Origin of the sequence: Dysgonomonas sp. Marseille-Q5470, assembly GCF_951230145.1 — a bacterium.
In the GTDB taxonomy this organism is placed as follows: Bacteria; Bacteroidota; Bacteroidia; order Bacteroidales; family Dysgonomonadaceae; genus Dysgonomonas.
Window position 1 is genome coordinate 689476 of the sequence record NZ_CATNVE010000001.1, and the last position, 24195, is coordinate 713670.

Sequence of the window (24195 nt, forward strand, 5' to 3'; positions counted from 1 at the left end):
TCTGAGATTCCCTTTTTTTATTATCTATTGTTACCGGTAGGTGTAAATATAGGATGTTTTTTAATAAAAAAAGCACCGAATTTTAAAATTCGGTGCTTTTCGTATAAATGGGTATTTAAGAATATTTTGGTTTTCGCCCACTCCGTCCTTTATTCTTATCAGAGTGTTTTGGTGAATTATAATCAGAGCTTTTTCGTGTTCCGATATCTGAGCGAGTGCTGAAGTTTTTACGGCCTCTATCTCCACCACGGTCTTTAGCGTTTCCGCCTCCACCACCTTGAGCTACCTCTACAGAAATACGTCGTCCGTTCTGTTCTTGTTTGCTCATGGATTTTATAACCTTCTGTGCATCTTTTTCAGGCACCTCGAAGAAAGAGAAGTTTTGCATTATGTCGATACGTCCGATATTTACCTTTTCCGGAACATAGTCGTTAACAAGTCCCATCAGCGTTGCCGGATTTACATTGTCGGTACGTCCTACATTAATAAACAAACGAGAGTACCCTCTTTCGGCAGAGCGTCCGCCGGATGAACGATCCGAGCGGTCCGAGCGATCGGAACGGTCTCTGTCTTTACGTTTAGGGAATGACTTATCATCGCGAGACGAACGTTCGGATGGTGATTCTATTTCTTGTGCATCGCGGTAGTAATCGATAAGACGATTGAACTCAAGCGCTACTACACGTTTGATGATATCTTCTTTTTCGAGCCAATCGAGTTTTCTGTAAACAGAAGGAAGTATGTTTGAGATTTCATCTTCATTTACTTTTACTTTCTCTATTCTGTCTACCAGACTGAACAACTGTTTTTCGCAAATAGCTTCACCCGAAGGTATAGCTCCCTGCTCAAACTTTTTGTTGATTATTTTCTCAATCTCTCTTACTTTTCCTTTTTCTTTTACGTGGATAATTGCGATAGAAGTACCTGTTTTTCCGGCACGACCGGTACGTCCACTTCTATGAGTATATGACTCTATATCATCCGGCAAACCATAATTGATAACGTGTGTCAAGCTATCTACATCCAGCCCTCTTGCTGCTACGTCTGTAGCTACAAGCAACTGTATGTTTTTTATGCGGAATTTTTGCATCACATAGTCACGCTGAGCTTGAGACAGATCACCGTGCAGAGAGTCTGCATTATAACCATCTTGTATCAGCTTGTCGGCAATTTCTTGTGTCTCGCGACGGGTACGGCAAAATATAATTCCGTATATATTCGGATAGTAGTCTGCTATGCGTTTTAATGCCAGATATTTATCTTTAGCATGAACAAGATAGTATACATGCTTCACGCTGTTCGAACCTTCGTTCTTTCTTCCGATAGTAATTTCTTTCGGGTTCTGCATGTATTTTTTTGTGATCTTAGCTATTTCTTTAGGCATAGTAGCCGAAAATAACAGCATCAATCTCTCATCCGGCACTTTAGATAATATCTCGTCGATACTTTCCATGAATCCCATGTTAAGCATTTCGTCCGACTCATCGAGTACTACATATTTTACATTCGATAACTCTACTGTTCTACGGTTGATAAGGTCAATCAGTCGTCCCGGAGTAGCAACAATAATCTGTACGCCTCTCTTTAGTGATTTTATCTGACTTTCGATGCTTGATCCTCCATATACGGGAAGGACTCTTAGGTTATCTATATATTTTGAATAATCGGATAAGTCTCCTGCTATTTGCAGACATAGTTCACGTGTAGGACAAAGGATAAGTGCCTGAGGAACGTTCTGGTTTGTATCTATTTTTTGTAATATAGGAAGACCAAAAGCTGCGGTCTTTCCTGTTCCGGTTTGCGCGAGCGCAATTACATCATTCGTTTCGCCAAGCAAATATGGAATCACTTCTTCTTGCACAGGCATTGGGTTCTCATAACCCATTTCTTCGATTGCTTTGCGAATATTCGCGGCAACCCCTAACTCTTCAAATGTTTTCATTAAAAATTTTCAAATATCTTTTGTGGTAAAAAGCCCTTCATTTTTTTGACTTACTCCCACCCCAAAATTATTCGACATAAGAGAGCCTGTCAAAAGGACGCGCAAAGGTAGTAATTAGTTTTCAAGTTTTTACAATAATTGGGTAATAACTTTGTTTTAACTGTCTTATAAAGGCTAGATAGTGATATAAATAGAAGGTCTAAATTCGATATAATTTTGTAGTATAGCTCTCTTTTTATTGGTGCGGATACGCTTGTGCATAAATATTTAACAAAACTAAAGCGGTTGTCAAATTAAAGAATAAAAATGCTATTTTTGTAGCTTGATGTAAAAAACACATTTTCAGAAACTATAAAATCGCATATCTATAAAATTTGAAATAATATGAAGAAATTTTTACTTTTCTCTTTTGCTTCTTGTGTCATGCTAAGTCCAATGGCTTTGTCGGCACAGAAAAAAACTTCGGCACAAAAGCAACCTCTAAAAGCAGGTGTTGCAGCGGCCAAACCTGTTCTTAAAACAGAGATGGACTCATTGTCTTATATGTTTGGCGCCAGTCTTTACGAGCAAGGGTTGTCTATGTATCTCCGCCAACTTAGTGTGGTTGCCGATACTACAGGAGTGGAGTCTGCAATGAAGCGTGATTCTATTTTGAACGCTAATAAGATTAACAGAACTGAGTTTATTGCAGGGCTAAAAGCCGGATTGGATGCTCCTGAGGCAAAAAATGCATACAACACAGGGCTTTCGGTAGGGGGGCAAATCCTGAAACAAATGATGCCGGGACTTTTGCAGCAGATGTATGGTGAAGGGTATACAGAAAAGTTTAACAATGATGCTTTTGTGTCAGCGATGTATACTGCTATGAGTGGCGGTACTTTTGATATAGAAAATCCGGCAGAAGCATTCAACGAAAAAATGCAGGATGCTCAAGCTAAGATGCAGGCAAAACAAGAAGAGGCACAGAAAGCTCAGTATGCCGATCAGATAGCTGAGGGCGATAAGTTTATGGAAGAAAATAAGGCGAAGGATGGGGTTGTGACTTTACCTAGCGGCTTGCAATATAAGGTTATCACAAATGGTACAGGAGAAAAACCAACAGCTACGGATCGTGTGAAAGTTCATTATCACGGTACATTGATGGATGGTACTGTGTTCGATAGTAGTGTGGAACGTGGAGAGCCTACTGTTTTTGGCGTTGGTCAGGTGATAAAAGGATGGACAGAGGCTCTGGAATTGATGCCGGTTGGTTCGAAATGGATTCTGTATATACCTTACGATCTTGCTTACGGAGGAAGAGATGCAGGCAAAATCAAACCATTCTCTAATCTTATATTTGAAGTAGAGCTTCTTGAGATAGAAAAATAATTTCTGAGAAATTAAGATATAGAAGGTCGCTTTGTTTAGAAGGCGACCTTTTTACATCCTATTCTTTTTGATGTATTTAAAGAACTCTCAGACTCAAAATATTGTTTAATCTATTATAAGTATTAATGATAATAACGAAACAAAACTATTAAAGATGAAAAAACTGATTTCGTTTTTGATTATATCTGTTGTATTTATCTCTTGTGGGATGTTTAAGACTCTTGATTTAAGTAAATTGAGAACGGGTATGACAAAAGAGCAGGTGGTGCAAGCTGTTGGTGATCCTAGCCGCATATTAGCCGTGAATAATACGCAGAATGGATATCAGGAGGTTTTGGAATACAGAACCCCAAGAAATGAGGTTTATGCTTTGGAATTTATTGATGACTATCTTGTAGGGTATGAATTCTTATACGAGGATGTAGAATATATAGCTCCGGCTCCTCCGATGATATTACCGGACTATGGCAGACCTATCTATATCGATCGTCCTAGTCGTCCTAGTCGTCCAAGCAGACCTAGTCGCCCTAGCCGTCCTGAAACAGATCGTCCCGGAAACTCAAGCTCCGGTCGTCCTAGTCGTCCGGGAGAAGCAACTCGTCCCGGAAATTCCAGTTCGGGTAGACCTGGTACGCCTAATGAGCCAACAAGGCCTGAGCGTCCATCGAACGAACGTCCATCCAATGAGCGTCCGGCAGCAAGACCAAACGAAAGTACTCGTTCATCTACATCTACTAGCGGAAGACCAGCCAACACAAACGATAAGAGTAGTGGAAGAAGTGCAGAGAAAAAAACAGAAGAAAGTAGTTCTTCAAGCGCAACAAGAGAAAGATAATCTAAAGATTACGGATACAAAAAAAGAGACTGATTCTGTATAGGAATTAGTCTCTTTTTATTTAGTGACGTTTATATTATCTTTTCTTCTTTGTACTGTTCGATTTGTTTCTCTCGTTCAGCTGTTGCTGTTGTATACGTTGAGCTTCTGCCAGACGTGCCATAAAGCCAGATTTCTTTTTCGGCTTAGCTTTATTTGCTTCCAACTTAGCTAAAACTTTTTCTTCGTTGATAATGTAACGGAAAGCAATAGTAAGCAATATTGTAATTAATAGTGAAAGGAAGTAATAATATGTAAGTCCTGACGGATAGTCATTCAACATAAACAAGAATATAAGCGGCATCAGATACATCATCCATTTCATACCCGGCATTTGTTGTTGTCCGGTATTGGTCATCTCCATATTGAACTTTGTATAGATGATATTCGTAATGGTCATCAGAATACAGAATAGACTGATATGAGTTCCGATCAATGGGATATGATTTTTCCATTCAAAGATGGCATCATAAGTTGATAAATCGGTAGCCCACAAGAAGCTTTGTTGACGCAATTCTATCGCATTAGGGAAGAACGAGAACAAGGCGATCAATATCGGCATCTGAAGCAGCATCGGTACGCAGCCACTCATCGGATTGACCCCCGCCTTGCTATAGAGAGCCATTGTAGCCTGTTGTTTTTCCATCGCTTGTTCCTGCTTCGGATACTTCTCGTTTATTTCTTCTACCTGAGGGCGTAGAACACGCATTTTGGCAGAAGACATAAATGACTTGTATGTCAGAGGGGAAATTACTAATTTAACAATGATTGTTAGTAGTAAGATTACAATACCCATAGATAGTCCAGTATTGCTCAATAAATTAAATATAGGAACTATAAAGTATTGATTAACCCAACGGAATAAAGTCCAACCCAGTGGAACCAGTTTGTCTAAATCCAGTTCTTTGTTTGCGTCTTTAACATTACTGTCATAGTTCTTCAACAAAGAGTAAGACATTGGTCCTAGGTAGTAAGAGAATCCTGCTGTGATGCTCTCTGGTGCTGCTCCTGGTTTTGCAGGTACATATAGTGTTGCTTCAAAGCTTTTCAGATACTCGCTATTTTCGTCCGTTTGTAAAACTTTCGAGTTAAGGAGAGCCGTCTCTATTTTGTCATCAGCAATTAGGATTGGAGCAAAGAACTGATTTTTGAAGGCGATCCATTTTGCAGGCTCTTTAACTTCTATTTCTTCATTTTTATCACTGCTCATTTCCTTCACATCGCCACCCACATATTTGTAAGTGAGATGAGAATAACGCTGTTCGTTCTTCACGCTTTTCTCTTGTCTGCGCATTCTCTGTGACCACTTCATCTCGAATACATCGTTATAGGTGCGGGCTAGCATCGGCTGCATGCCTACCATATTGATGTCGTATTTCATCATGTAGTCGTCATCAGCCAGTTTGTACACAAAATCGATATACTGGCTGTCTGAGTATGCATAGCGCATGATCAGCGAGTTGTCACCTTCTTTTTGTATAGGAGTAAATATCAATTTGCCTGTACTCAAAACCTTCTGTTGCTTGTTGGTCAGCAATAAGGTAAAGTCGGCATCATTGTTGAACAGGTAAAGAGAGTCCGTATTCTTCTTGTCGTCTCTGTTGTAGCTCATGTAGTCCTTAAGCTGAACACGAACCATTCGTCCTCCTTTGGTAGAAAATGTAGCTTTTAGTTTGCTGTTTTCAAGGGTTATGAATTGTTCTTGTTTTTGTTCTGCTGATGGAAGCGAGTCTGTAACTGCTACAGTAGAGTCGCTTTGCTGAGCGGAAGCACTGAAGAAATCGTCAATCTTCTCGGTCTTTTTTTCAACTACAGAGGTGTCTATTTTATTTTCTTGCTCACGTTGTAGAGTTTGAGCATATTCGATAGAATCTTTTATGCGCTGTTGCTTCTGGCGTTCGATGTCTTCCGACGAAGGCCTACTCAATAATGTGAATCCAATAATTACGGCTGCGATCAGGATAAACCCGGTAATCGTATTCTTGTCCATTTATAATTATATGTTTTATTCCTTTCTTATTTTTTTTCTTTATTATCTACAACGGCTTTTATAAAGCTTAAAAACAATGGATTGGGTGAAACAACTGTGCTATTATATTCCGGATGGAATTGTACGCCTAAGTACCATTTTTTTCCGGGAACTTCTACCACTTCCACAAGATCCATTTCTGGATTGATTCCTGTGCACTTCATTCCATTTTTTTCAAAGTCTTCTCTGAAATCGTTATTGAATTCAAAGCGATGGCGATGACGTTCTTCTATCATCTTTTTGCCATAAGCTTTGTATACAAGAGAACCTTTTTCCAATTCGCATTTATATGCTCCAAGACGCATTGTGCCTCCCATATTGGTGATATTCTTTTGCTCTTCCATCAGGTCTATCACCTTAAATGGAGTATGATTGTTCATCTCGGTAGAATTGGCTTCTTCAAGTCCTAATACATTACGAGCGAATTCAACAACCATACATTGCATACCCAGACAAACTCCAAATGTAGGAACGTCATGTTCGCGGGCATATTTTAATGCATGGATTTTACCTTCCATTCCTCTTTGTCCAAATCCCGGAGCAATAAGTATGCCATCCATTGATGACAGTGTTTTCTCTATATTCTCTTCGGTCAGTTTGTCAGATAGTATAAAGTGGAGGTCGAGCTTATGTTCGTTATATGTTGCCGCTTGCAGCAACGATTCGTTGATAGATTTGTATGCATCGGGTAGCTCAACATACTTACCTACCAGTCCAATTTTAATTGTACTTTTGGCATGTTTTTTCTTGCTTAAGAAGTCACGCCAAGGTTGCATTTCAGGTTTTTCTCCTATTGGCATTCCTAATTTACGAAGAACTATTTCGTCCATATTCTGTTCCTGCATCTTGAGTGGAACTTCATAAATAGTAGATACATCGACAGACTGTACCACAGCGTCTACTTCTACATTACAAAATAGAGCAACCTTACGTAATATATCTTTATTCAACGGATGTTCGGTACGCAGAACAAGCATGTCGGGCTGTACCCCTTCCGATTGTAATTGTTTTACGGAGTGCTGTGTCGGTTTTGTTTTCACCTCTTTTGCTGCTGCAATATAAGGAACATAAGTAAGGTGTACACACAGGCAGTTTTTGCCTAGTTCCCAACGCAACTGGCGTACGCTCTCTATAAAAGGAAGTGACTCTATGTCACCTACTGTACCACCAATTTCGGTAATAACAAAATCATAGTTGTATTTTGTGCCCAACATTTTAATGTTGCGCTTAATCTCATCTGTGATATGAGGTACGATCTGAACAGTTTTACCCAGATAATCACCTTTTCTTTCTTTGTTGATCACATTCTGATAGATGCGTCCTGTGGTGATGTTGTTATCTTTATGTGTAGGCTGATTCAGAAATCTTTCATAGTGTCCCAAATCGAGATCGGCTTCATGTCCGTCAACGGTTACATAGCATTCGCCATGCTCGTAAGGGTTTAGTGTACCGGGGTCGATGTTGATGTAGGGGTCTAATTTCTGGATAGTTACTTTATAACCTCTGGCTTGTAGTAGTTTACCTAGTGAGGATGCTATAATACCTTTACCTAAGGAAGATATGACTCCTCCTGTAACAAATATATACTTCGTATTAGCCACGACTTTACGTTTTATTTTTTTAGACTCTAAAAAGAAAGGACAAAAGTAAGAAAAATATTTGGATACTCATTGCAAAATAAGAGTAGTCGAATCCTTAAAATGAAAATAATTATTAAAGAATTTATCTCTTTGGTTTTGACTTGCAGTCTATTAGGAGAGGTGAAAAATGCCTAAAGTATAAATAGGTAATATTGAATAGCTTTTTTGAGGGTAGGGTTGGAATGTAAAATATCATTATTCCATACATTCCTTGTATATTTGTATAGAGTAAAAAAATGAAGAGCATGAGCCAAAAAGTATATGATTGTATCGTTGTAGGAGGGGGCATAAGTGGGGTTACTTTTGCACACTATCTGAAAAAAGAAGGTAAAGCCGTATTGGTCTTGGAGAAAAATAAGAATACCGGAGGGCAATTGCAGACAGGACATCTTTCTGTTCAACCAGACTTCTGGTACGAGCTTGGGTCCCATACCTGCTACAATTCATATACCAGCCTGTTGTCTATCGTGAAAGAAATACGAAGAACAGATATAATAGTACCTCTCGGAAAATTCAGTTATGTGCTCCATGCATCGGGTAAGATAAAAAGTATTATGTCGGAAGTATCCAAGCTATCATGTCTACTTCACTTTCCGAAGTATTTCTTTTCAGACAAAGCCGGGAAAACTACCCGCGAATATTTTCGTCCTATCGTAGGGGCTTCTAATTATGACAGGTTGTTTACCAATGCTTTCAAAGCTGTGATCTGTCAACCGGCGGATGATTATCCTGCGGAAATATTTCTTAAAAAGAGAGACAAAAGAGAAAAGGATATTTCACGACGCTTTACATTCAAAGGTGGCTTATCGTCGTTTATCAATGCAGTAGTAGAGAGTGGAGATCTTGAAGTCAATACTTTAAGTGAAGTCATTGATATAAAGAAAGAAGGCGATGTCTTTTTGCTTTTAACAGCAAACGGGCAAATCTTTTATGCACGAAATATTGCTATGGCGGCAAATCCGAAAGTGAGCTCTAGTCTGCTGAAGGATATAGAACCGGAGTTAGCCGGATTGTTATCCTCCATCCCGATATTTGCTTCCGAATCTTTGAACATTACCATAAAGAAAGATAAAATAGAGTTGAAAGAAATAGCAGGTATAATTCCTTTGTCAGACGACTTCCTTTCAGCAGTATCCAGAGATCTGATAGAGAATGGCGAGTATAGAAGCTTTACTTTTCACTTTGAGAAAGGCAAAAAATCAGAGAAAGAAAAGCTGGAGCTAATATGTAGCGTGTTGAATATTCAACAATCTGATATAATAGAGACTTCATTCATAGAACATAGTTTGCCAGCAATGCGATTGGATCATTTGCATATGGATGAGAAAGTACAGGCTATGCGAAAGAACGATAGTGTTTATCTGTTGGGCAATTACTACTACGGTTTGTCTTTGGAAGATTGTGTGAACAAGTCTAAGAATGAATTTGAGAGATTTAAGAGCAACTTGTAATTCTTTATAAATCTAAAGGGAGTGAAGAATATCCTTCTTCACTCCCTTAGAATGATATTGTATCTTATTTACTTGGTTTCAGTATGTAGGTAATTTCTTTAGCTCCTGTCAACGCATCATGAGATAGAGCATATCCATTCAATGTTTTGCCGTCAACTCTCACTTCTTTTATATAATTTGCCGCTACATCCTGAGGTTTAATCACATTGATAACAACCTTATCCGACTTATAATACTTAGGATCGAGTTTGATTGTTATTTTACTGAATGTAGGAGTCGTTAGTGTATAGTCTGGTTTTCCCGGACATTCGGGATACATGCCCATCATGCTGAATACAGCCCAACCCGATATAGTACCTGTATCATCATTGCCCGGAAGTCCTCCCGGCGTATTCGTGAAATGCTTGGCTAGTATCTCTTTAACAAGCTTTTGTGTGCGCCATTCTTCTCCTTTTATCTGGCTAAACAGGTACGGATAGTGTATGTCAGGCTCATTTGTTACATCGAAATAACCATTGTCGAATACAGCTTGTAGCTTATCTACAAAGCTTTTCTTGCCTCCCATCAATTTGATAAGTCCCGGGATATCGTGCGGAACAGCAAATGTATAATTCCACGCATTCCCTTCATGGAAACCCGGATTAGGCTCAAAATTCGCACCTTGTAACGGGCTGAAAGGAGTTAAGAATTCTCCGTTAGGCAAGATTGGTCTGAATGTACCATATTCTTTGCTGTAGTAATGCTTATAGCCTAGCGAACGTTTATAAAACTTTTCTGCATCTTCTTTTTTGCCCAAAGAGTTTGCCAATTCGGCCAATGTCCAGTCTGCCATATAATACTCTAAGGCATGAGAAACAGAGTTGTCATATTTTTCTCTTAATGGTACGTAGCCTAGTTTCATATAATCATCATTATCGGGACGAAGTAAGTTTTGAGGTCCCGGAGTGGTTGCAGACTTTATAAAAGCTTCGTATGCTGTATTGATATCAAAATCTCTTAATCCTTTCATCCATGTGTCTGTAATTACAGGGATGGCAGGGTCACCCTCCATCGTTAGCGATTCGCGAGAATATAATTCCCATTTTGGCATCCAGCCCGACTCTTTATACATATCTATCATCGTGCGTACCATCTGCAACTGACGATCCGGATATAAGAGGGTCATCATCTGGTGCAGGTTGCGGTATGTATCCCACAATGAATATACGGTATAGCGGTTTTCTTTTGTTGTTTTTATCTCCGAGCTTTCCATTGCCGGATATTGTCCGTTTACATCTTGTAAAATATTCGGGTGGATAAGCATGTGGTAAAGCCCTGTGTAGAATACTACCTTTTGGTCTTCTGTGCCTCCTTCTACAAGGATGCGTGAGAGGTCGTCGTTCCACATTTTGCGTGCTGCAAGTCGGATAGCATTGAAGTCTGGTTTTGGTTGTTCTTTCTCGAGATTCTGGCGTGCATTTTCCATGCTAACAAAAGAAACTCCCATTTGCACTTCTACTGTTTCTCCTTCTGCGCAGTCGAAAGTGAAATAAGCTCCTACATCATCGCCGGCTATTTCTTTTTCGTATTTTGTATAAATCTTATATGTTCCTGCATCTTTGTTCCAATCTTTTTCCCAGTCTCCTCCGGGGCGTTGGAATTTCCAGTAACCCGATTTTTGTGGAGCTTTGCTTACACGCATCACAAAGTAAATAGGGAATACAGCCTGATTCTGAGTATAACAGAATGTTCCAAGTAGTTTCGTTCCTTCTATTTCCGTGTCGCTTACTTTGCGAACCATCGCGCCTGTTTCGTTTGTAAGACCTTCTCCTAGATTTAGTAAAATATGATTCTGTCCTTTGGGAAATGTGAAACGGGCTATACCTACTCGAGGTGTTGCACTAACTTCGGTTTTGATATTGTACTTGGTCAGGAAATTAGTATAATATCCCGGAGTTGCTTTTTCATCTTTGTACTTACTCCCGTATTTTTTATAATCTACTTCCAGCTCGCCGCTTATAGGCATCAAGAGTAGACTACTCATATCGGGGCATCCCACACCACTGAGGTTGACATGCGCATAACCGGTAAATACGCTATTGTCGTACGAATAGGGAGTAGACCACCATCCGGTGTCTTTGTCTCTTTTGTTTTCGGGAGAGCCCATTACATTGAATGGTGTTACCGACATAAATCCTTGAGGACACATCGCTCCGGGGTTCGTTGTTCCGTAGTTTGTTGTTCCTATAAATGGATTTACATAGTCAACAGGATCTGTTTGAGCATACAGGCTGGCTGTTGCAAGTGCTATGCTTATTGTTAATAGTATTTTTTTCATTTGTTTATTTTTTGTCACGCTGGGTGACAGGGTATTATCTAAAAAAGGTGACAAAAGTAACAGGTTTTCACTCATTCTTATTTGTCACCTTTTGTGTTACATTTATTATCTAATACTAGATAAATTATTATTTACTTTTTGTATTGTAGCCTTCAGCTACGATGTTGTAGTTGGTGATACTTTTAGGTATATCCAATTCTACTAATCTTTTTTCTCCGCCTAGCAAGTTAATATATCCATCAGAGAAGTAAGCAGGGAGTAATATCTCTTTAGAGTTTTTGTCCACTACATTTAGTTTTACCGCAACTGCTAATGTTTTCGAGGGATTTGATACTTCTACCCATGTTTTACCTTTGCTGCTGATCGTTTTAATAATTACTGTTGTCGACGGTAACGTATTTATGGCTTCGTATGATTTTTTATCTCCATTTGTCATCCAGTAATCATTGATTGATAGTACTTTCCCTTTTGCATCTTTTAATTCAAGGCGTGCCAGATACAACTGAGGTAAGTTATTTCCTTTTTCGGGAACAAAACATTTAGTTGCTGAGTTTGCTTTTGCATCCAGTTTTATATTCTTCTTATATAATTCTTTTCCTTGAAGATCGATGAAACGCAGACCGGCAGTTACAGACTTGTAATCATTCAATGTTGTATTAATAATCATAACATCATTTTCTGGCAAATTCATTTGTATGTGAATAGGCTCGCATGCTTTTTTTGCTCCGAAATAAGATCCCGGTGTTTCGTAATCGTAAGTATATGTTTGCCATATCATACTTGGCCATGCCGGGTGGCTCATCCAAAGGATAAGTCCTGTGGTATTGTTCCACATTTTGCTGTTCCATGCTTCGAGCATATTGCGCCATGCATCGTAAGTTACAAATTGCGATTTGCGTGAAAAATCTTCCATGCTTTCTGCTTTTCCATAGCGGTCTACTGCATTGATAAAGTCTCCGAAATTCTGAGTCGTATGGTGCAGATCGTGATAAGCCCATACATCATTGATAGGCCACTGGTCTTCCGGTGCAATAAATTTACGGATTGTATTTGCCGTAGGGATTGCATAGCTTCCCATTTCGGTATTGAATCCTTTCGCATTCTCGGTATAATATTTGGATGGGTCTTTGAAGTATCCCCAAGGGCCACTGGTTCCCATATTCAAGAAGCGAGATTGTCCGTGATAGTGGCGTGTAGGGTCTTCTTTAGCCATCATTGCAGAGATGCTCTCTTCTAATTGTTTAGGAGCAAATCCTTCGTTGCGAGGACACCACACTGCTATAGATGGGTGATTGCGGAAGCGACGAACTGCATCTGTCGCATTTTTCACAAATAGAGGAAAATCGCTAGGTTCTACCGTATCGTCCGTTGTAATCCAGAAGTCATTCCATACAAGCATACCGTATTCGTCGCATAATGCGTAGAAATCCTCTTCGGTTGTTTCTCCTGTCCAGTTGCGAATAATGTTGAAGTTTGCATCTTTGTGCAGTCTGATATATGGTTCAAGACGTTCTCTTGATACACGTTTCATGCCATCGTCCATTCCCCAGTTGCCACCACGGCAAAAAATTCTTACTCCGTTTACTCTTATCGCAAAAAATGGACCTACAGGATCATCGCTCGATAGAGGCTGTAACCCGGAGGTGTCTGCATCCTTAGCAATAGTAGGAAGGTTGTTGTCTTTGGTGAATGCAACACGATTAATATAGTCGAATACCGGTTTTCCTTTATTTACTGTTTCATTCGGAGTATAAAGAACCCGCTTGTTTTGGCTGTTGTCGTTTACCATCAGTTCGTACGACATTTCTCTTATCCCAAATTTCAGGAATTTTGTGTCCGATACTTTATTATTTGCCTGTACGGTTAATTCCAGATTATATAACTCAGGCCTCCCGTAACCGTTTGGCCACCACAAACGTGGGTTTTTTATATTCAGTTCTTTAAACTGCTCCGGAGTAAATGTTATCTCTTTTTCTTCGTTCGCAGCCAACGTAAAAGGTAGCGATATGTTTATATTTTCAATTTTAGCCGTTAGCGTACCATTGACAGTTTTAGAGGTAATATTTCTTACAATATTTTTTATTGATATTTTGGCTTGTGTCGTATCGGGAAGTAAAATATCTGTGGTTACAAGAGGATCACCGATAATGATATCGCCCCCGACTTTTAGTCTTACATCTTGCCAGATGCCCGTGTTACGGTCACGTATTCCTGGAATCCAGTCCCATCCTATCGAAGAGATAAATGTAGGTCCATCTGTACTGAGTACTCCTCCGTTTAGTCCCTGTCCGGCAATCATAGATTGTTCGTGAGGGATACCCGGATTGTGTGGAGGAAAAACATGAACAGCAAGGATGTTTTCTCCATTTTTATTTACAAGATCTGTTATATTAAACTCACCCCGGATAAAAGCACCTTTCATATCTCCCAGGCTTTTTCCGTTGAGGTATATATCCGCTTTGTAGTTGATGCCATTGAAAAGTAAGCGCAGTTGGTTGCCTTCAATATCTTTTGGCACTGTAAACTTACATCTGTACCACCAGTCGGTGCGACTTAGCGATTCAGGTATATTCATATTATTCAGCCCGAAATAAGGGTCGGCGTACACTCCTTGATTGACAAGAGTGATAAGCACTGTACCCGGAACAGTTGCATTATACCATGCAGAAGTGCTATATTGAGGGTCGAAAATAGATTTGTTCGACGCCATTGCTGTTTTTCCGTCTGTCATTTCCCATCCGTCCGAGATAATCCATTCTCCGCTTTGTACAGGGACAAGGGCTGTTGGTATATTCCTTTTTGCGACTCTTTCCAATGTTTGAAAGGGGGCTTTTCCTTTAGGTAATTCAGATTGGGGTTGTGGTTGCTTCAAGCCTGTCCAGAGTTGCCCCGGAATAAAATCTTGAGCGTTGATTTGTACCAATGACATTAGCATTAATATCATCAAACTTACATAGAATTTCGAATGTCTTTTATTGAACATAAGTAAGGTATTAATAGGTTATAAATTATATTTCATCATTATTTTAGAGGATAAGATCCCTCAATAAAGCAATGCAATATTTCTAGTGTGTCGGAATAATGCTATTCTAAATAATAACAATTAGAAGTGCTCTTGCCCTAGTGGACAAAGGTAATATTTTTTGGTGATGTGTAGATCAGTCATTTATATAATAATGGTAAAATGGACGGTGAGTGAAACAAAAAAGGGAGTAATTTATATTACTCCCTTGTCGAAATTATGCAATTAAGCGATTTTTATTTCTTTTCTTTTCCGTACCGTTTTTTTGTTTTTTCTTTTCACAAAAAAGATGTAGTAACCTGTCAGTGGAAGGCTTGCCCCGATAAGGGCGAATATAAAGGTGAATATTTTTGACCATATCCCCCAATAGTTTCCTACATGGAGAGAATACACCCAAGCCCATATTTTGGTAGTGCCTTCCTGATCCTTAAATAAGGTTGTAGCTGTGATCTCTCCTGTTTTTTTGTCAAACTTGTATTGGTCTGTAGCTCGTGATGTAACAGATGATTTCAGGTGAACCGCTGCGGAGCCATCTTGCACCCGTATATACTCATAATCAGGATTTGATGTCTGTAAAGAATTGAATACCGTTTGCCAATTAGCTACATTCAATTCTTTCTTTTCTTCCTGTTGTCCGCCACGACCACCACCACGTGCACCTCTTCCGCCTCCATGTCCTCCGGATTCGGCGATTTCGACACCAAAGAGCCTGAACAATCCATTTCGATACCATTCGAACGACCAAACCATGCCTGTAAGTGCGCAGATAAGTAATACTAAACAAGCATATACTCCGAGTACGTTGTGCATATCGTAGAAGAGGCGTTTGCGCCCTTTTCTGAATTGAATTTTGAAGCGGCTTCTATTCCATCTTTTCGGCATCCAGACAATAACCCCGGAGATAAGGATGAATACGAAAATGAGCGTAGAGATTCCTACCGTATATTTACCCCATGTGCGGCTACCATCCATCAGCCAGCGGTGTAGTACCATGATGGTATAGAAGGGGCTTTCCTGAAATTTATACATTCCCGTCACTTCTCCGGTATACTGGTTGACAAATGCGGTGATCCTGAATCCTTCGGCTAAGGTCATGCGGTAAGTGCGCTTGGGGTCGTCAGATATCTGTACACTTGCTACAGAATTACTATCTAATTGAGCGTTTACTTTTGGGATGAGCTCTTCCAACGGCATAGGCTTTTCCTTTACCTCATCTACAAAGTAGTGAGAGGGATTGGATAGCTCTAATATCTCGTCCTGAAAAACAAGAATCGCTCCTGTAAGGCAAACAATTGTTATTATGATTCCTACAGGAAGGGAAAGCCATTTATGGAGTTTTTTTAAGAATGGTCTCATATACTATTATTAAGCGTTTATAAAGAAAAATTCCGGTGAGTTAGCACTGCTAAGACACCGGAATCAAACTATCATCAAAGTTAAGTAATTCTTTAAACTATCATCATTACAAAGATCGGTGTTTTAATACTATCTTACAATCACAATAAATGATGATATTTGTGTCGTTCAATCACAATAAATAGTGATTAAAAGCGATAAGATACTACTCCTGCAAAATTGCGAGGGTCGATCTGGTTGATGTAGCCTCCACGGAAATATGAATTGTATCCAAGCTCGTCAAATATATTATTGAAGAACACGCGTGCCGTTACTTTCTTGTATGTATATGCTACCTGTGCATTTACTGTTGTATAGGCAGGCATATCAAATGGTTTTACACCAATCGGAGAGCCATGTCCATCAGGAGCAAGACTGTACTCATTAACAGGGCGTTTTCCTACATAGTATGTACCTACTCCGATGGATAAACCTTTAACTGCTCCTCTGTCAACTGTATAGTATATCCATCCGTTAGCTGTATGCTTTGGTGCATTCATCGGAGCTGACCCGTTTACATATGAAGGGCTGTCTGTATATCTGGCATTCAGGTAAGCATATCCTAGCATTACTTGCAGGTTGTTTAAGATTCGTCCGTTTAGTTCCACTTCTATACCCTCTCTTTTCAATGTCCCTGCTTTATAGTAATAGTTGGTTGGGGTATTCGTACCTTCTATATATGCAGCATTGGTCAGGTTTTCTGTTTTGATGTTGAAATATGTAAAATTGAAGCGCAGCCTGTTGTCTAGCCAATCCGATTTGAATCCGACTTCCCATTGTTTTGTTGTCGATGGACCGGCCTGCGTTACGCTGTCGGTTAGGATTTGCGCTGCGGATCTCAGGCTGGTGCTGGTGGTATAAGATCCGAATATATTTACATTTTTGATAGGGGTAACCATCAAACCTAACATCGGATTCCATGCGTCGCCTGTCGTTGTTCCTGCAGTAGCATTGATCGTAGAGATAGAACTGTAACGAAGACCAAGTATAACTTTGAGGTATTCATTTATTGTCATCACCTCCTGCGCCATGATTCCGTACGTTGTATATTTAGCCTGTACGGGATCACTGGCTCCTTTCAATGCCAATTTTGAAGGAACATCATTTGGAATTTTATTAGCTAATACGTCAATCGTATCTACGACCATTGAGCCCAGGTTTGTTGTGGTAGCATCCGCAATTCTGTAGTCGAAGCCGACCTGGAATGTATGTTTTATCGAACCTGTGTATACATCCTTTCCAACGAAATCTAATTGGAATGTTGAGTTTTTATCATCACGCAAATTACGTGAAATAGCGCGTTGTTTGATATTGTAATCTGTAGGGCGGCTTTTAAGGGCGCTTAATCCGGTGGATGTGTTATCCACATTATAAGACGAATTGAAATAAGCAGCTCTTAAACTGATTTTATCAGCTAGTTGACGAGTGATACGCGCAGCATAACTTAAAGTTTTGCTGTTGGTATTATCTTCTCTAAATCCTAAAAACTTACTGTAAGGCATGTCATACAGAGCTTCTTTGTCGGCTCCTGCGAGATTTACTGTACTTGTTACCGGAGTTCTGTTTTCATTCATATAGTCCAGTTCCAATGTTACAGTTGTTTTGTCATCCGGCCGCCATTCTAACGATGGATTAATATATACCTTATTTGAAGATACTATTGCTCTGTAATTATCAGCACGCTCATAAGCTCCGTTTAGACGGAAAGCGATTGTGTTTTTACTATCTAGAACAGTTTGTACATCGAATGTCGGACGAACCTGTCCCCAGCTGCCTACACGTACTCCAACTTCACCTCCATTTACAAATTTAGGCGTTTTAGTAACTACGTTTATTACACCTCCGGCATTACCTAAGTCAGTTATAACACCTTGAGTGATAGCCGCAGACCCTTTTATAACTTGTATGCTCTCCACACCCATCATGTCAGTCTGTATCGAAGCAGTTTGGAACTGAGAGTCTGTTCTTACACCGTTCTTCAGAACAGGAATTCCGCGAAACCCGCGAAGTGACATACTTTCTTTTACGCCACCGTAAGAACCAAACAGTGTTACACCCGGCACATTTCTTACTGCATCTGTAATAGTAAGGGCTCCTTGTTCAGCGATTACCTTATCGGAAATTACAGATATACTTTGTATCTGTTCGCTAGGGCGTAATGGCATACGTGTGATAGCATCAAGCTTTTCGGGTTGCTTGTATCGTTCGCCGAATACTTCAATCTCGCTTAGGTTTGCATTCGAAATCATATCAAACTGGATATGAAATTCTTCATTATTTTTTAGGTCTACTTTCTTTTCATTGTTATTGTATCCTACAAAGCTTACTACCAGAGTAAGTTCCCTTTTAGGGAGGTTTGTAAATCTAAATTTTCCTGATTCGTCAGTAGATACGCCTTTTTGTAATTCTTTGATCGCTACAGTAGCAGATGCTATAGGATCTCCATTTTCGTCGAGTACCCTTCCTTTTATAACTTGAGCACTAACAATTGTAATGCCTATGATTAGAAAAAGAAATAGAGTAATGATCTTCTTCATAGTTGATATATATATAGTTTATACGTTAATAGATAAAATTATTCGACGGCAAAGGTCTTTATAATTGTACTCTCGCACAATCACAATATATAATGAAATTTTAACCTGTATATAGCAATAAATAGGGATTGGAGGCTTCGGGGCTAGTTAGCGGTGCCTACGCTGTAGATACTTATTTTACTATTTGTGCATTTCAAGATCTCTTTAGCACATGATTCGAGGGTAGAGCCTGTTGTAATAATATCATCCACTAATAGGATGTGTTTGTTGGCGAAGGTTTCCGGGATTACCACATGGAAGATATCTTCTACGTTTTTCCAACGGTCGAAGCGGGCATTTTTTGTTTGTGAAGGATTATTTACTTTTCGTAGCAGGGTATCACTATTAATAGGTATTCCGGTTATGTGTGAAATCCCTTTGCATATTTCAAGCGACTGATTGTATCCTCTTCCTTTTTGACGTTTTGGATGAAGTGGAACAGGTACCAGCATGTCTATAGAAGAAATAAAATCGCTGTTTTTTATATTTTCTCCACATAGTTCACCAATGAATGTGCCGATGTGAGGGTTTCCGTTATATTTCAATTCATGAATAATGTGCTGTATGCTGCCTCCTTTTACAAAATAGGCAAAAGCGGCAATATGTTGGAAGGGAAAGCGTCCGGCGAAAAACTGTTCCAGACGATTGTCGGGTTGCAGATGGAAATTCGTTTTGGGTATGAGCAGTAGGCAGTCGGTACAAATGTGCTGCTCTCCTTCGCTCAATCGCTCCTTGCAGACAACACAGAGGCTCGGGAAAAAGAGATCGAGAAAATTATGAAATATTGTCTTCATAAGTACCGCCTAAGATTTTATCTACACATTTGATACACAAATCCATTGAGAAGCCTCGCCCCAAAGCAAAGCGTATTAGCTTGGTTTTCTTATCATAGTCATTCTTTGCCTTTACTGATTTTTCTTTTATCGAGAGGATATGCATCAGTTGTTTTTCGAATTCATCTCCTGCAAGGTCTTCCAAGATCGGGTTGTAAATCGATTCGGAAATATTAAGTTTTCTGAGTTCAAAAATGATTTTGGTCTTTCCCCATTTGTTGAACTTTAATTTATCGTTGATAAAGCTTCTTGCAAAACGTGTGTTGTCAAGGTATTTCTCTTTCCTTAGCCTGTCTATAATTCGTTCTATAGCATCGGGAGGTAATTCCCATGCAAGTAGTTTTTTGCGTACGGAAAATTCAGATCGTTCGGCTCTGGAACAATAGGCTGCGACACGGTTGAGTGCTTGTGGTTCGGATAACTTCAATTTTTCTTACTTTTATAATAACACTCAAAAGTAGGAAAAATATTATCCTGAACGTAGTAAAGTTTTTTGTTTTGGTAGAATCTAGTACATCATCTGTCTATCTCTGCTCTTACCATTCTGTCGTTTTTGTTTAAATCCTGAAATAGTGAAACGTTTATAAAGCCTTTGCTTTTGACTAATTCTACTGTATTCTGTCCTTTCGTTTGATTTATTTCGAAGTATAATTTGCCGTTTGGCTCGAGTAGATCTAAGGCAATATCGGCAATCCGGACATAAAACAAAAGCCCGTTATTGTCGGGTACGAACAGTGCAGTGTGTGGTTCATAATCCAAAACATTCTGATCCATTCCGGATTTTTCTTTTTCCAAGATATAAGGAGGATTGCTGACTATAATATCAAATTTGGTGTCTGTAGGATAATTTTTTAGAACATCCACATTTCTGAAGTTTACATCCACAGCATTTGATTCTGCGTTGAGGGTTGCGATCTTTAATGCCTCTTCTGATATATCCCATGCTTCGATGTATCCTTCTTCTAAATGTTTTGCTAATGCTATTGCAATAGCTCCGCTACCGGTGCCAATATCGAGTACTTTTAGTCCTGACTTTTTGTTTTCGTTCAAAATCAGTTCCACAAGCTCTTCCGTTTCGGGGCGGGGTATCAATACAACCTTTGTTACATGGAATGGAAGTCCGAAAAATTCGGTTTCACTAATAATATACTGTATTGGTTCCGAGTTTTTTAAACGATATAGTATAGAATGCAGTAAGTAGGTTTGTTCTTCCGTCAACATTGTGTCTGATATCACAGCCTCAGGATACGAACGCTTGGTTATATGTTCTATTATAATACGTATAAATCCCGAAATTTCACTTTCGGGATAATACGCTTTTAGATATTCTTTTATATAAGAAATTGTTTTTTGCATCAGGCTGTACTATTTTCTTTTCTTCCTTATTCCATTTCTTCGTCGTACTTCTGAAAGAGGAAATCGTTGTAAGGGTAGCGTTCTATATGGATTGCTTTTATTCTCTCATACAACTTCTGTTTCAATTCCTCGATATTCAATTTCTCTGTAGCCGAAATAAAAATACAATCGTTGTGCATTTTGTTCATCCACGAGTTTTTAAGTTCCTCCAAAGAAATGTTTTCCTTTGTTTTAGGAGTCAAGTCATCTTCATCTTTGGGTTTATAAGAAAAAGAGTCCACTTTATTAAAAATCAATATAGTTGGTTTTTCCTCTTTGTCTATCTCAAGTAATGTTTTATTTACTACCTCTATTTGTTCTTCGAAGTTAGGATGAGAGATATCCACTACATGTAATAACAGATCAGCCTCTCTTACCTCGTCTAATGTAGACTTAAATGATTCGACCAGATGAGTAGGCAATTTGCGGATAAAACCTACAGTATCGGATAACAGAAATGGGAGGTTGTCGATGATAACCTTTCTTACTGTCGTATCCAATGTTGCAAAAAGTTTGTTTTCCGCAAAAACTTCCGATTTGCTTAGCAGCGTCATAAGGGTTGATTTTCCCACATTGGTATATCCTACTAAGGCTGCACGTACCATTTTTCCTCTATTTTTTCTCTGAGAAGCCATTTGTTTGTCAATACCTTTCAGCTCTTCTTTTAGGAATGCTATCTTGGTAAGAATGATACGGCGGTCGGTCTCCAACTGAGTTTCTCCCACACCACGCATCATTACACCTCCCCCTCGTTGACGGTCTAAGTGAGTCCATAAACGGGTCAAACGTGGAAGCAGATATTGATATTGTGCCAGTTCTACCTGTGTCTTGGCATAAGCAGTTTGGGCACGCATGGCAAATATATCGAGGATGAGGCTTGTACGGTCAAGAATTTTCACTTGCAATTCCTTCTCTATATTCCTTATCTGCTTGGGAGAAAGTTCATCATCGAAAATGACTAGACCGATCTCATTATCTTCCATATATTGCTTTATTTCCTGTAATTTTCCTGTCCCTACGAAGGTAACGGGATTTGCCTTTTCAAGCTTTTGTGTGAATTTTTTTACAGGAACGATACTCGCCGTTTCGGCAAGGAATGCAAGCTCATCGAGGTACTCTTTTACCTGTTCTTCTGTTTGGTATTGAGTGATAAGCCCTACTAGAACTGCTTGTTCGTTTTTTGATTCTGATATAATAAAGTCTTTCATATAATCTTTTAATCTCTAAAGATTTTAAATCCTATTTGTACTCTAACTCCAAAGTTCCACCTTTGAGAATGTCATTGTGGTTTATTCTGAAGTCGGAGATAATTTTTCCGTTATACTTCACCTGTCTGATTATAGCATCGGGTGATTTACGGTTCTTAGTTGTAATGTTTAATTTTTTTCCGTTATCCAACTGTATGGTAATATTATCATAAAGCGGAGAAACGATCTCGTACCACGGTTCGCCTACTACCAGAGGATATAGTCCTATTGTAGAGAATACATACCATGCACTCATTGTGCCATCGTCTTCGTCCATTTCAGGCATGTATCCTTTCGGTTCTGTCTTAAAAGGCTTGCCATGATAAGGTGTCGGATATTCAGCATTCCCTCCATACAGGTGGTTCAAATCTTCTTTTATGATGCGTCTTACATTCGCCTGAGCTTTATCGTATTGTTGCAAGCGATTGAAAATATACGGAGCATGTATTCCCGGTTCGTTTCCTTGATTAAACAGATTGTTGTCAAAGAAATAGGTGAGCTGCTTCGCTAAGATGTCTTGTCCTCCTGCACTGTCAGCCATTTCGTTCAGGTATTGAGGCAAAGCCCAGCGATATTGCCAGCGTGTACCTTGATAAAGCCCGCTGCCTCGCATCTTTGTAAAAGAATCGTCAATGTTATTAAAATCTGTATTCCATGTTTTTATAAATGTGCTTTTTGCTTTGTCGCTATAGGAATTAGCGTCATCCGTTTTGTTTAGTATCTCAGCTATCTGAGCCATAGCCCACCAGTCGATACAGCTCTCCAGTGTCTGATCGGGACGATTGGTAGGGAGATTGTCCATTTCCTTCTTTATTCCATCGTAAGCTTCAGCTAAATTGATATTGGTAATTCCTTTCTTGTACGCATCCAGTAACACTACTTGTGAATGCTCGGTACGTACTGTGGGGGTTGATTCGAAGTCTGTAGCCCAATCTTTTTTGCCATATATATACAGATTACACAAAGAGTTTGCAATATCTCTCATCGATTTCGAATCGAGTAGGGTGATTAACGGGAACTTGGTCCGATATGTATCCCACATAGACCAGCAACTGTAATATGTATAATCCTTTTTTTGCTGTACTTCTCCATTTGTAGCCAAATACTTTCCGTCGATCGAGGTCGTATTTGCCGGACTAAGAAATACTCTGTACAGAGAGGTGTAGAATAGTTTCTTTTCGTCTTCGCCAGCTCCTTTTATTTCTATTCGCGATAGGATGTTTTCCCATGAATCAGCAGCTTGTGATTTTATTTGTTCAAAAGAAAGGTTTTTTATCCCTTCATTTTCTAAGCGAGCTGTTTCTGTGCTAATCGGAGAAAGAGCAACTCTTACTTCTATCGGATGATTATCAGTACCCTCAAACGCCAGCTCTACATCTTGCTCATACTTTGCATTTACTGTAAAGGGCTTGCTTATACTTATGTTGAAGTACAGTTTGTAAGCACCATGATCGCATGTATTGCCTGCATGTATATATCCTTGTATTTCCCTGTCTGAAATAATCTCATAATCACAGTCCAGTACTCTGGTGAAAGATGAAGCAAAATTTATCGACATTTTTGCAGATTCCCCTTTTGGGTAGTGATAACGTTCTATAGCTACATTATGAGTTGCTATCAATTCTGCTTTTATTCCATTGGTAAGAGTGGTGGTATAGTAACCCGGAGTAGCAGACTCCAGTTCTTTATTCATACTGATGCTAACATCTTTCGCTACAGGTTTGATGCTTAAATTGCCTCCTGCGCCACTACAGCCGATACCAGATATACGATTGACCGAGAACCCGGAAATCTTACTTACATCATAATCGTATCCGACATGAGTTCTGGGATCAGAATCGGGACAAACTCTCGCCATACCGTACGGAACACATGCGGCAGGATCTACCTGTCCGTTATCTCCAGCTGTACCCATAAAGAGATAAACATATTCGTTCTTTGTCTTTCCTTGTTGAGCAAAGAGATCATTTGTATTTATTAGTATCGAGCAGAATAGAATAATCAGGATGAGCGATGGTTTATAGAATCTCATAATTAAAGTTTTTCGCACAGGATTTGGTATAATGGGCTAAAGGTAAGAATAATCTGTAAGAGGTAGCAGTGCAT

The 24195-nt window shown here is 39.3% G+C and carries 15 protein-coding genes; 3 read left to right on the forward strand and 12 right to left on the reverse strand.

The genetic code is table 11. The annotated features are described in order from the left end of the window. Nucleotides 1-115 precede the first annotated feature (115 nt). Nucleotides 116-1942, reverse strand: coding sequence for a DEAD/DEAH box helicase (locus QOX35_RS02925; RefSeq protein WP_135106777.1), 1827 nt, complete (start codon nt 1940-1942; stop codon nt 116-118). A gap of 384 nt (nt 1943-2326) precedes the next feature. On the opposite strand from QOX35_RS02925, the gene bamJ reads away from it, so the two are divergent. Together bamJ and bamE are read left to right on the forward strand one after the other, a co-directional pair. Next, nucleotides 2327-3310: a BamJ family beta-barrel-assembly machinery protein gene (gene bamJ, locus QOX35_RS02930; RefSeq protein ID WP_283685722.1), complete on the forward strand. Its 984-nt coding sequence runs from the start codon at nt 2327-2329 to the stop codon at nt 3308-3310. A gap of 154 nt (nt 3311-3464) precedes the next feature. Further along, nucleotides 3465-4145, forward strand: coding sequence for an outer membrane protein assembly factor BamE domain-containing protein (gene bamE, locus QOX35_RS02935; RefSeq protein WP_283685723.1), 681 nt, complete (start codon nt 3465-3467; stop codon nt 4143-4145). A gap of 76 nt (nt 4146-4221) precedes the next feature. Here the strand turns inward: bamE and yidC are convergent, their stop codons facing one another. Next, nucleotides 4222-6174: a membrane protein insertase YidC gene (gene yidC / locus QOX35_RS02940; RefSeq protein ID WP_283685724.1), complete on the reverse strand. Its 1953-nt coding sequence runs from the start codon at nt 6172-6174 to the stop codon at nt 4222-4224. Nucleotides 6175-6200: 26 nt separating this feature from the next. Further along, complete coding sequence (gene pyrG / locus QOX35_RS02945) at nt 6201-7814, reverse strand: CTP synthase (RefSeq protein WP_283685725.1); 1614 nt, start codon at nt 7812-7814, stop codon at nt 6201-6203. Between the two features lie 284 nt (nt 7815-8098). Here pyrG and QOX35_RS02950 point away from each other — a divergent pair, with 284 nt between their 5' ends. Continuing rightward, a complete protein-coding gene (locus tag QOX35_RS02950; RefSeq protein ID WP_283685726.1) occupies nt 8099-9304 on the forward strand; it encodes a protoporphyrinogen/coproporphyrinogen oxidase in 1206 nt (401 codons plus the stop codon). A gap of 64 nt (nt 9305-9368) precedes the next feature. Here QOX35_RS02950 and QOX35_RS02955 read toward each other — a convergent pair whose 3' ends face one another. The 9 genes from QOX35_RS02955 to QOX35_RS02995 all read right to left on the reverse strand — a co-directional run bounded on the left by QOX35_RS02955 (nt 9369) and on the right by QOX35_RS02995 (nt 24121). Next, nucleotides 9369-11621 (reverse strand): GH92 family glycosyl hydrolase, encoded by a 2253-nt coding sequence (locus tag QOX35_RS02955; RefSeq protein WP_283685727.1) that lies wholly within the window; start codon nt 11619-11621, stop codon nt 9369-9371. A 127-nt stretch (nt 11622-11748) separates the two neighbouring features. Beyond that, on the reverse strand, nt 11749-14604 hold the full coding sequence (locus QOX35_RS02960) for a glycoside hydrolase family 2 protein (protein WP_283685728.1): 2856 nt from the start codon (nt 14602-14604) through the stop codon (nt 11749-11751). A gap of 264 nt (nt 14605-14868) precedes the next feature. Then, the gene (locus tag QOX35_RS02965) at nt 14869-15999 is read right to left on the reverse strand and encodes a PepSY-associated TM helix domain-containing protein (protein ID WP_283685729.1); all 1131 of its coding nucleotides are present in this window, start codon (nt 15997-15999) and stop codon (nt 14869-14871) included. A 188-nt stretch (nt 16000-16187) separates the two neighbouring features. After that, complete coding sequence (locus tag QOX35_RS02970; RefSeq protein WP_283685730.1) at nt 16188-18575, reverse strand: TonB-dependent receptor; 2388 nt, start codon at nt 18573-18575, stop codon at nt 16188-16190. Nucleotides 18576-18718: 143 nt separating this feature from the next. Further along, nucleotides 18719-19408, reverse strand: coding sequence for a ComF family protein (locus QOX35_RS02975; protein WP_283685731.1), 690 nt, complete (start codon nt 19406-19408; stop codon nt 18719-18721). After that, nucleotides 19389-19874 (reverse strand): regulatory protein RecX, encoded by a 486-nt coding sequence (locus QOX35_RS02980; protein WP_283685732.1) that lies wholly within the window; start codon nt 19872-19874, stop codon nt 19389-19391. The genes QOX35_RS02975 and QOX35_RS02980 overlap by 20 nt, the downstream gene beginning before the upstream one ends. An 89-nt stretch (nt 19875-19963) precedes the next feature. Continuing rightward, nucleotides 19964-20803, reverse strand: coding sequence for a peptide chain release factor N(5)-glutamine methyltransferase (prmC, locus tag QOX35_RS02985; protein WP_283685733.1), 840 nt, complete (start codon nt 20801-20803; stop codon nt 19964-19966). A 26-nt stretch (nt 20804-20829) separates the two neighbouring features. Next, on the reverse strand, nt 20830-22050 hold the full coding sequence (hflX, locus tag QOX35_RS02990; protein ID WP_135106803.1) for a GTPase HflX: 1221 nt from the start codon (nt 22048-22050) through the stop codon (nt 20830-20832). Nucleotides 22051-22081: 31 nt separating this feature from the next. Continuing rightward, a complete protein-coding gene (locus QOX35_RS02995; protein WP_283685734.1) occupies nt 22082-24121 on the reverse strand; it encodes a glycoside hydrolase domain-containing protein in 2040 nt (679 codons plus the stop codon). Between the last annotated feature and the right edge of the window lie 74 nt (nt 24122-24195).

Bases quoted from the DNA above. Each gene is read 5' to 3' on its own strand.
- QOX35_RS02925 (WP_135106777.1), bottom strand. From the start codon at position 1,942: ATGAAAACATTTGAAGAGTTAGGGGTTGCCGCGAATATTCGCAAAGCA.
- bamJ (WP_283685722.1), top strand. From the start codon at position 2,327: ATGAAGAAATTTTTACTTTTCTCTTTTGCTTCTTGTGTCATGCTAAGT.
- bamE (WP_283685723.1), top strand. From the start codon at position 3,465: ATGAAAAAACTGATTTCGTTTTTGATTATATCTGTTGTATTTATCTCT.
- yidC (WP_283685724.1), bottom strand. From the start codon at position 6,174: ATGGACAAGAATACGATTACCGGGTTTATCCTGATCGCAGCCGTAATT.
- QOX35_RS02950 (WP_283685726.1), top strand. From the start codon at position 8,099: ATGAGCCAAAAAGTATATGATTGTATCGTTGTAGGAGGGGGCATAAGT.
- QOX35_RS02955 (WP_283685727.1), bottom strand. From the start codon at position 11,621: ATGAAAAAAATACTATTAACAATAAGCATAGCACTTGCAACAGCCAGC.
- QOX35_RS02960 (WP_283685728.1), bottom strand. From the start codon at position 14,604: ATGTTCAATAAAAGACATTCGAAATTCTATGTAAGTTTGATGATATTA.
- QOX35_RS02965 (WP_283685729.1), bottom strand. From the start codon at position 15,999: ATGAGACCATTCTTAAAAAAACTCCATAAATGGCTTTCCCTTCCTGTA.
- QOX35_RS02970 (WP_283685730.1), bottom strand. From the start codon at position 18,575: ATGAAGAAGATCATTACTCTATTTCTTTTTCTAATCATAGGCATTACA.
- QOX35_RS02975 (WP_283685731.1), bottom strand. From the start codon at position 19,408: ATGAAGACAATATTTCATAATTTTCTCGATCTCTTTTTCCCGAGCCTC.
- prmC (WP_283685733.1), bottom strand. From the start codon at position 20,803: ATGCAAAAAACAATTTCTTATATAAAAGAATATCTAAAAGCGTATTAT.
- hflX (WP_135106803.1), bottom strand. From the start codon at position 22,050: ATGAAAGACTTTATTATATCAGAATCAAAAAACGAACAAGCAGTTCTA.
- QOX35_RS02995 (WP_283685734.1), bottom strand. From the start codon at position 24,121: ATGAGATTCTATAAACCATCGCTCATCCTGATTATTCTATTCTGCTCG.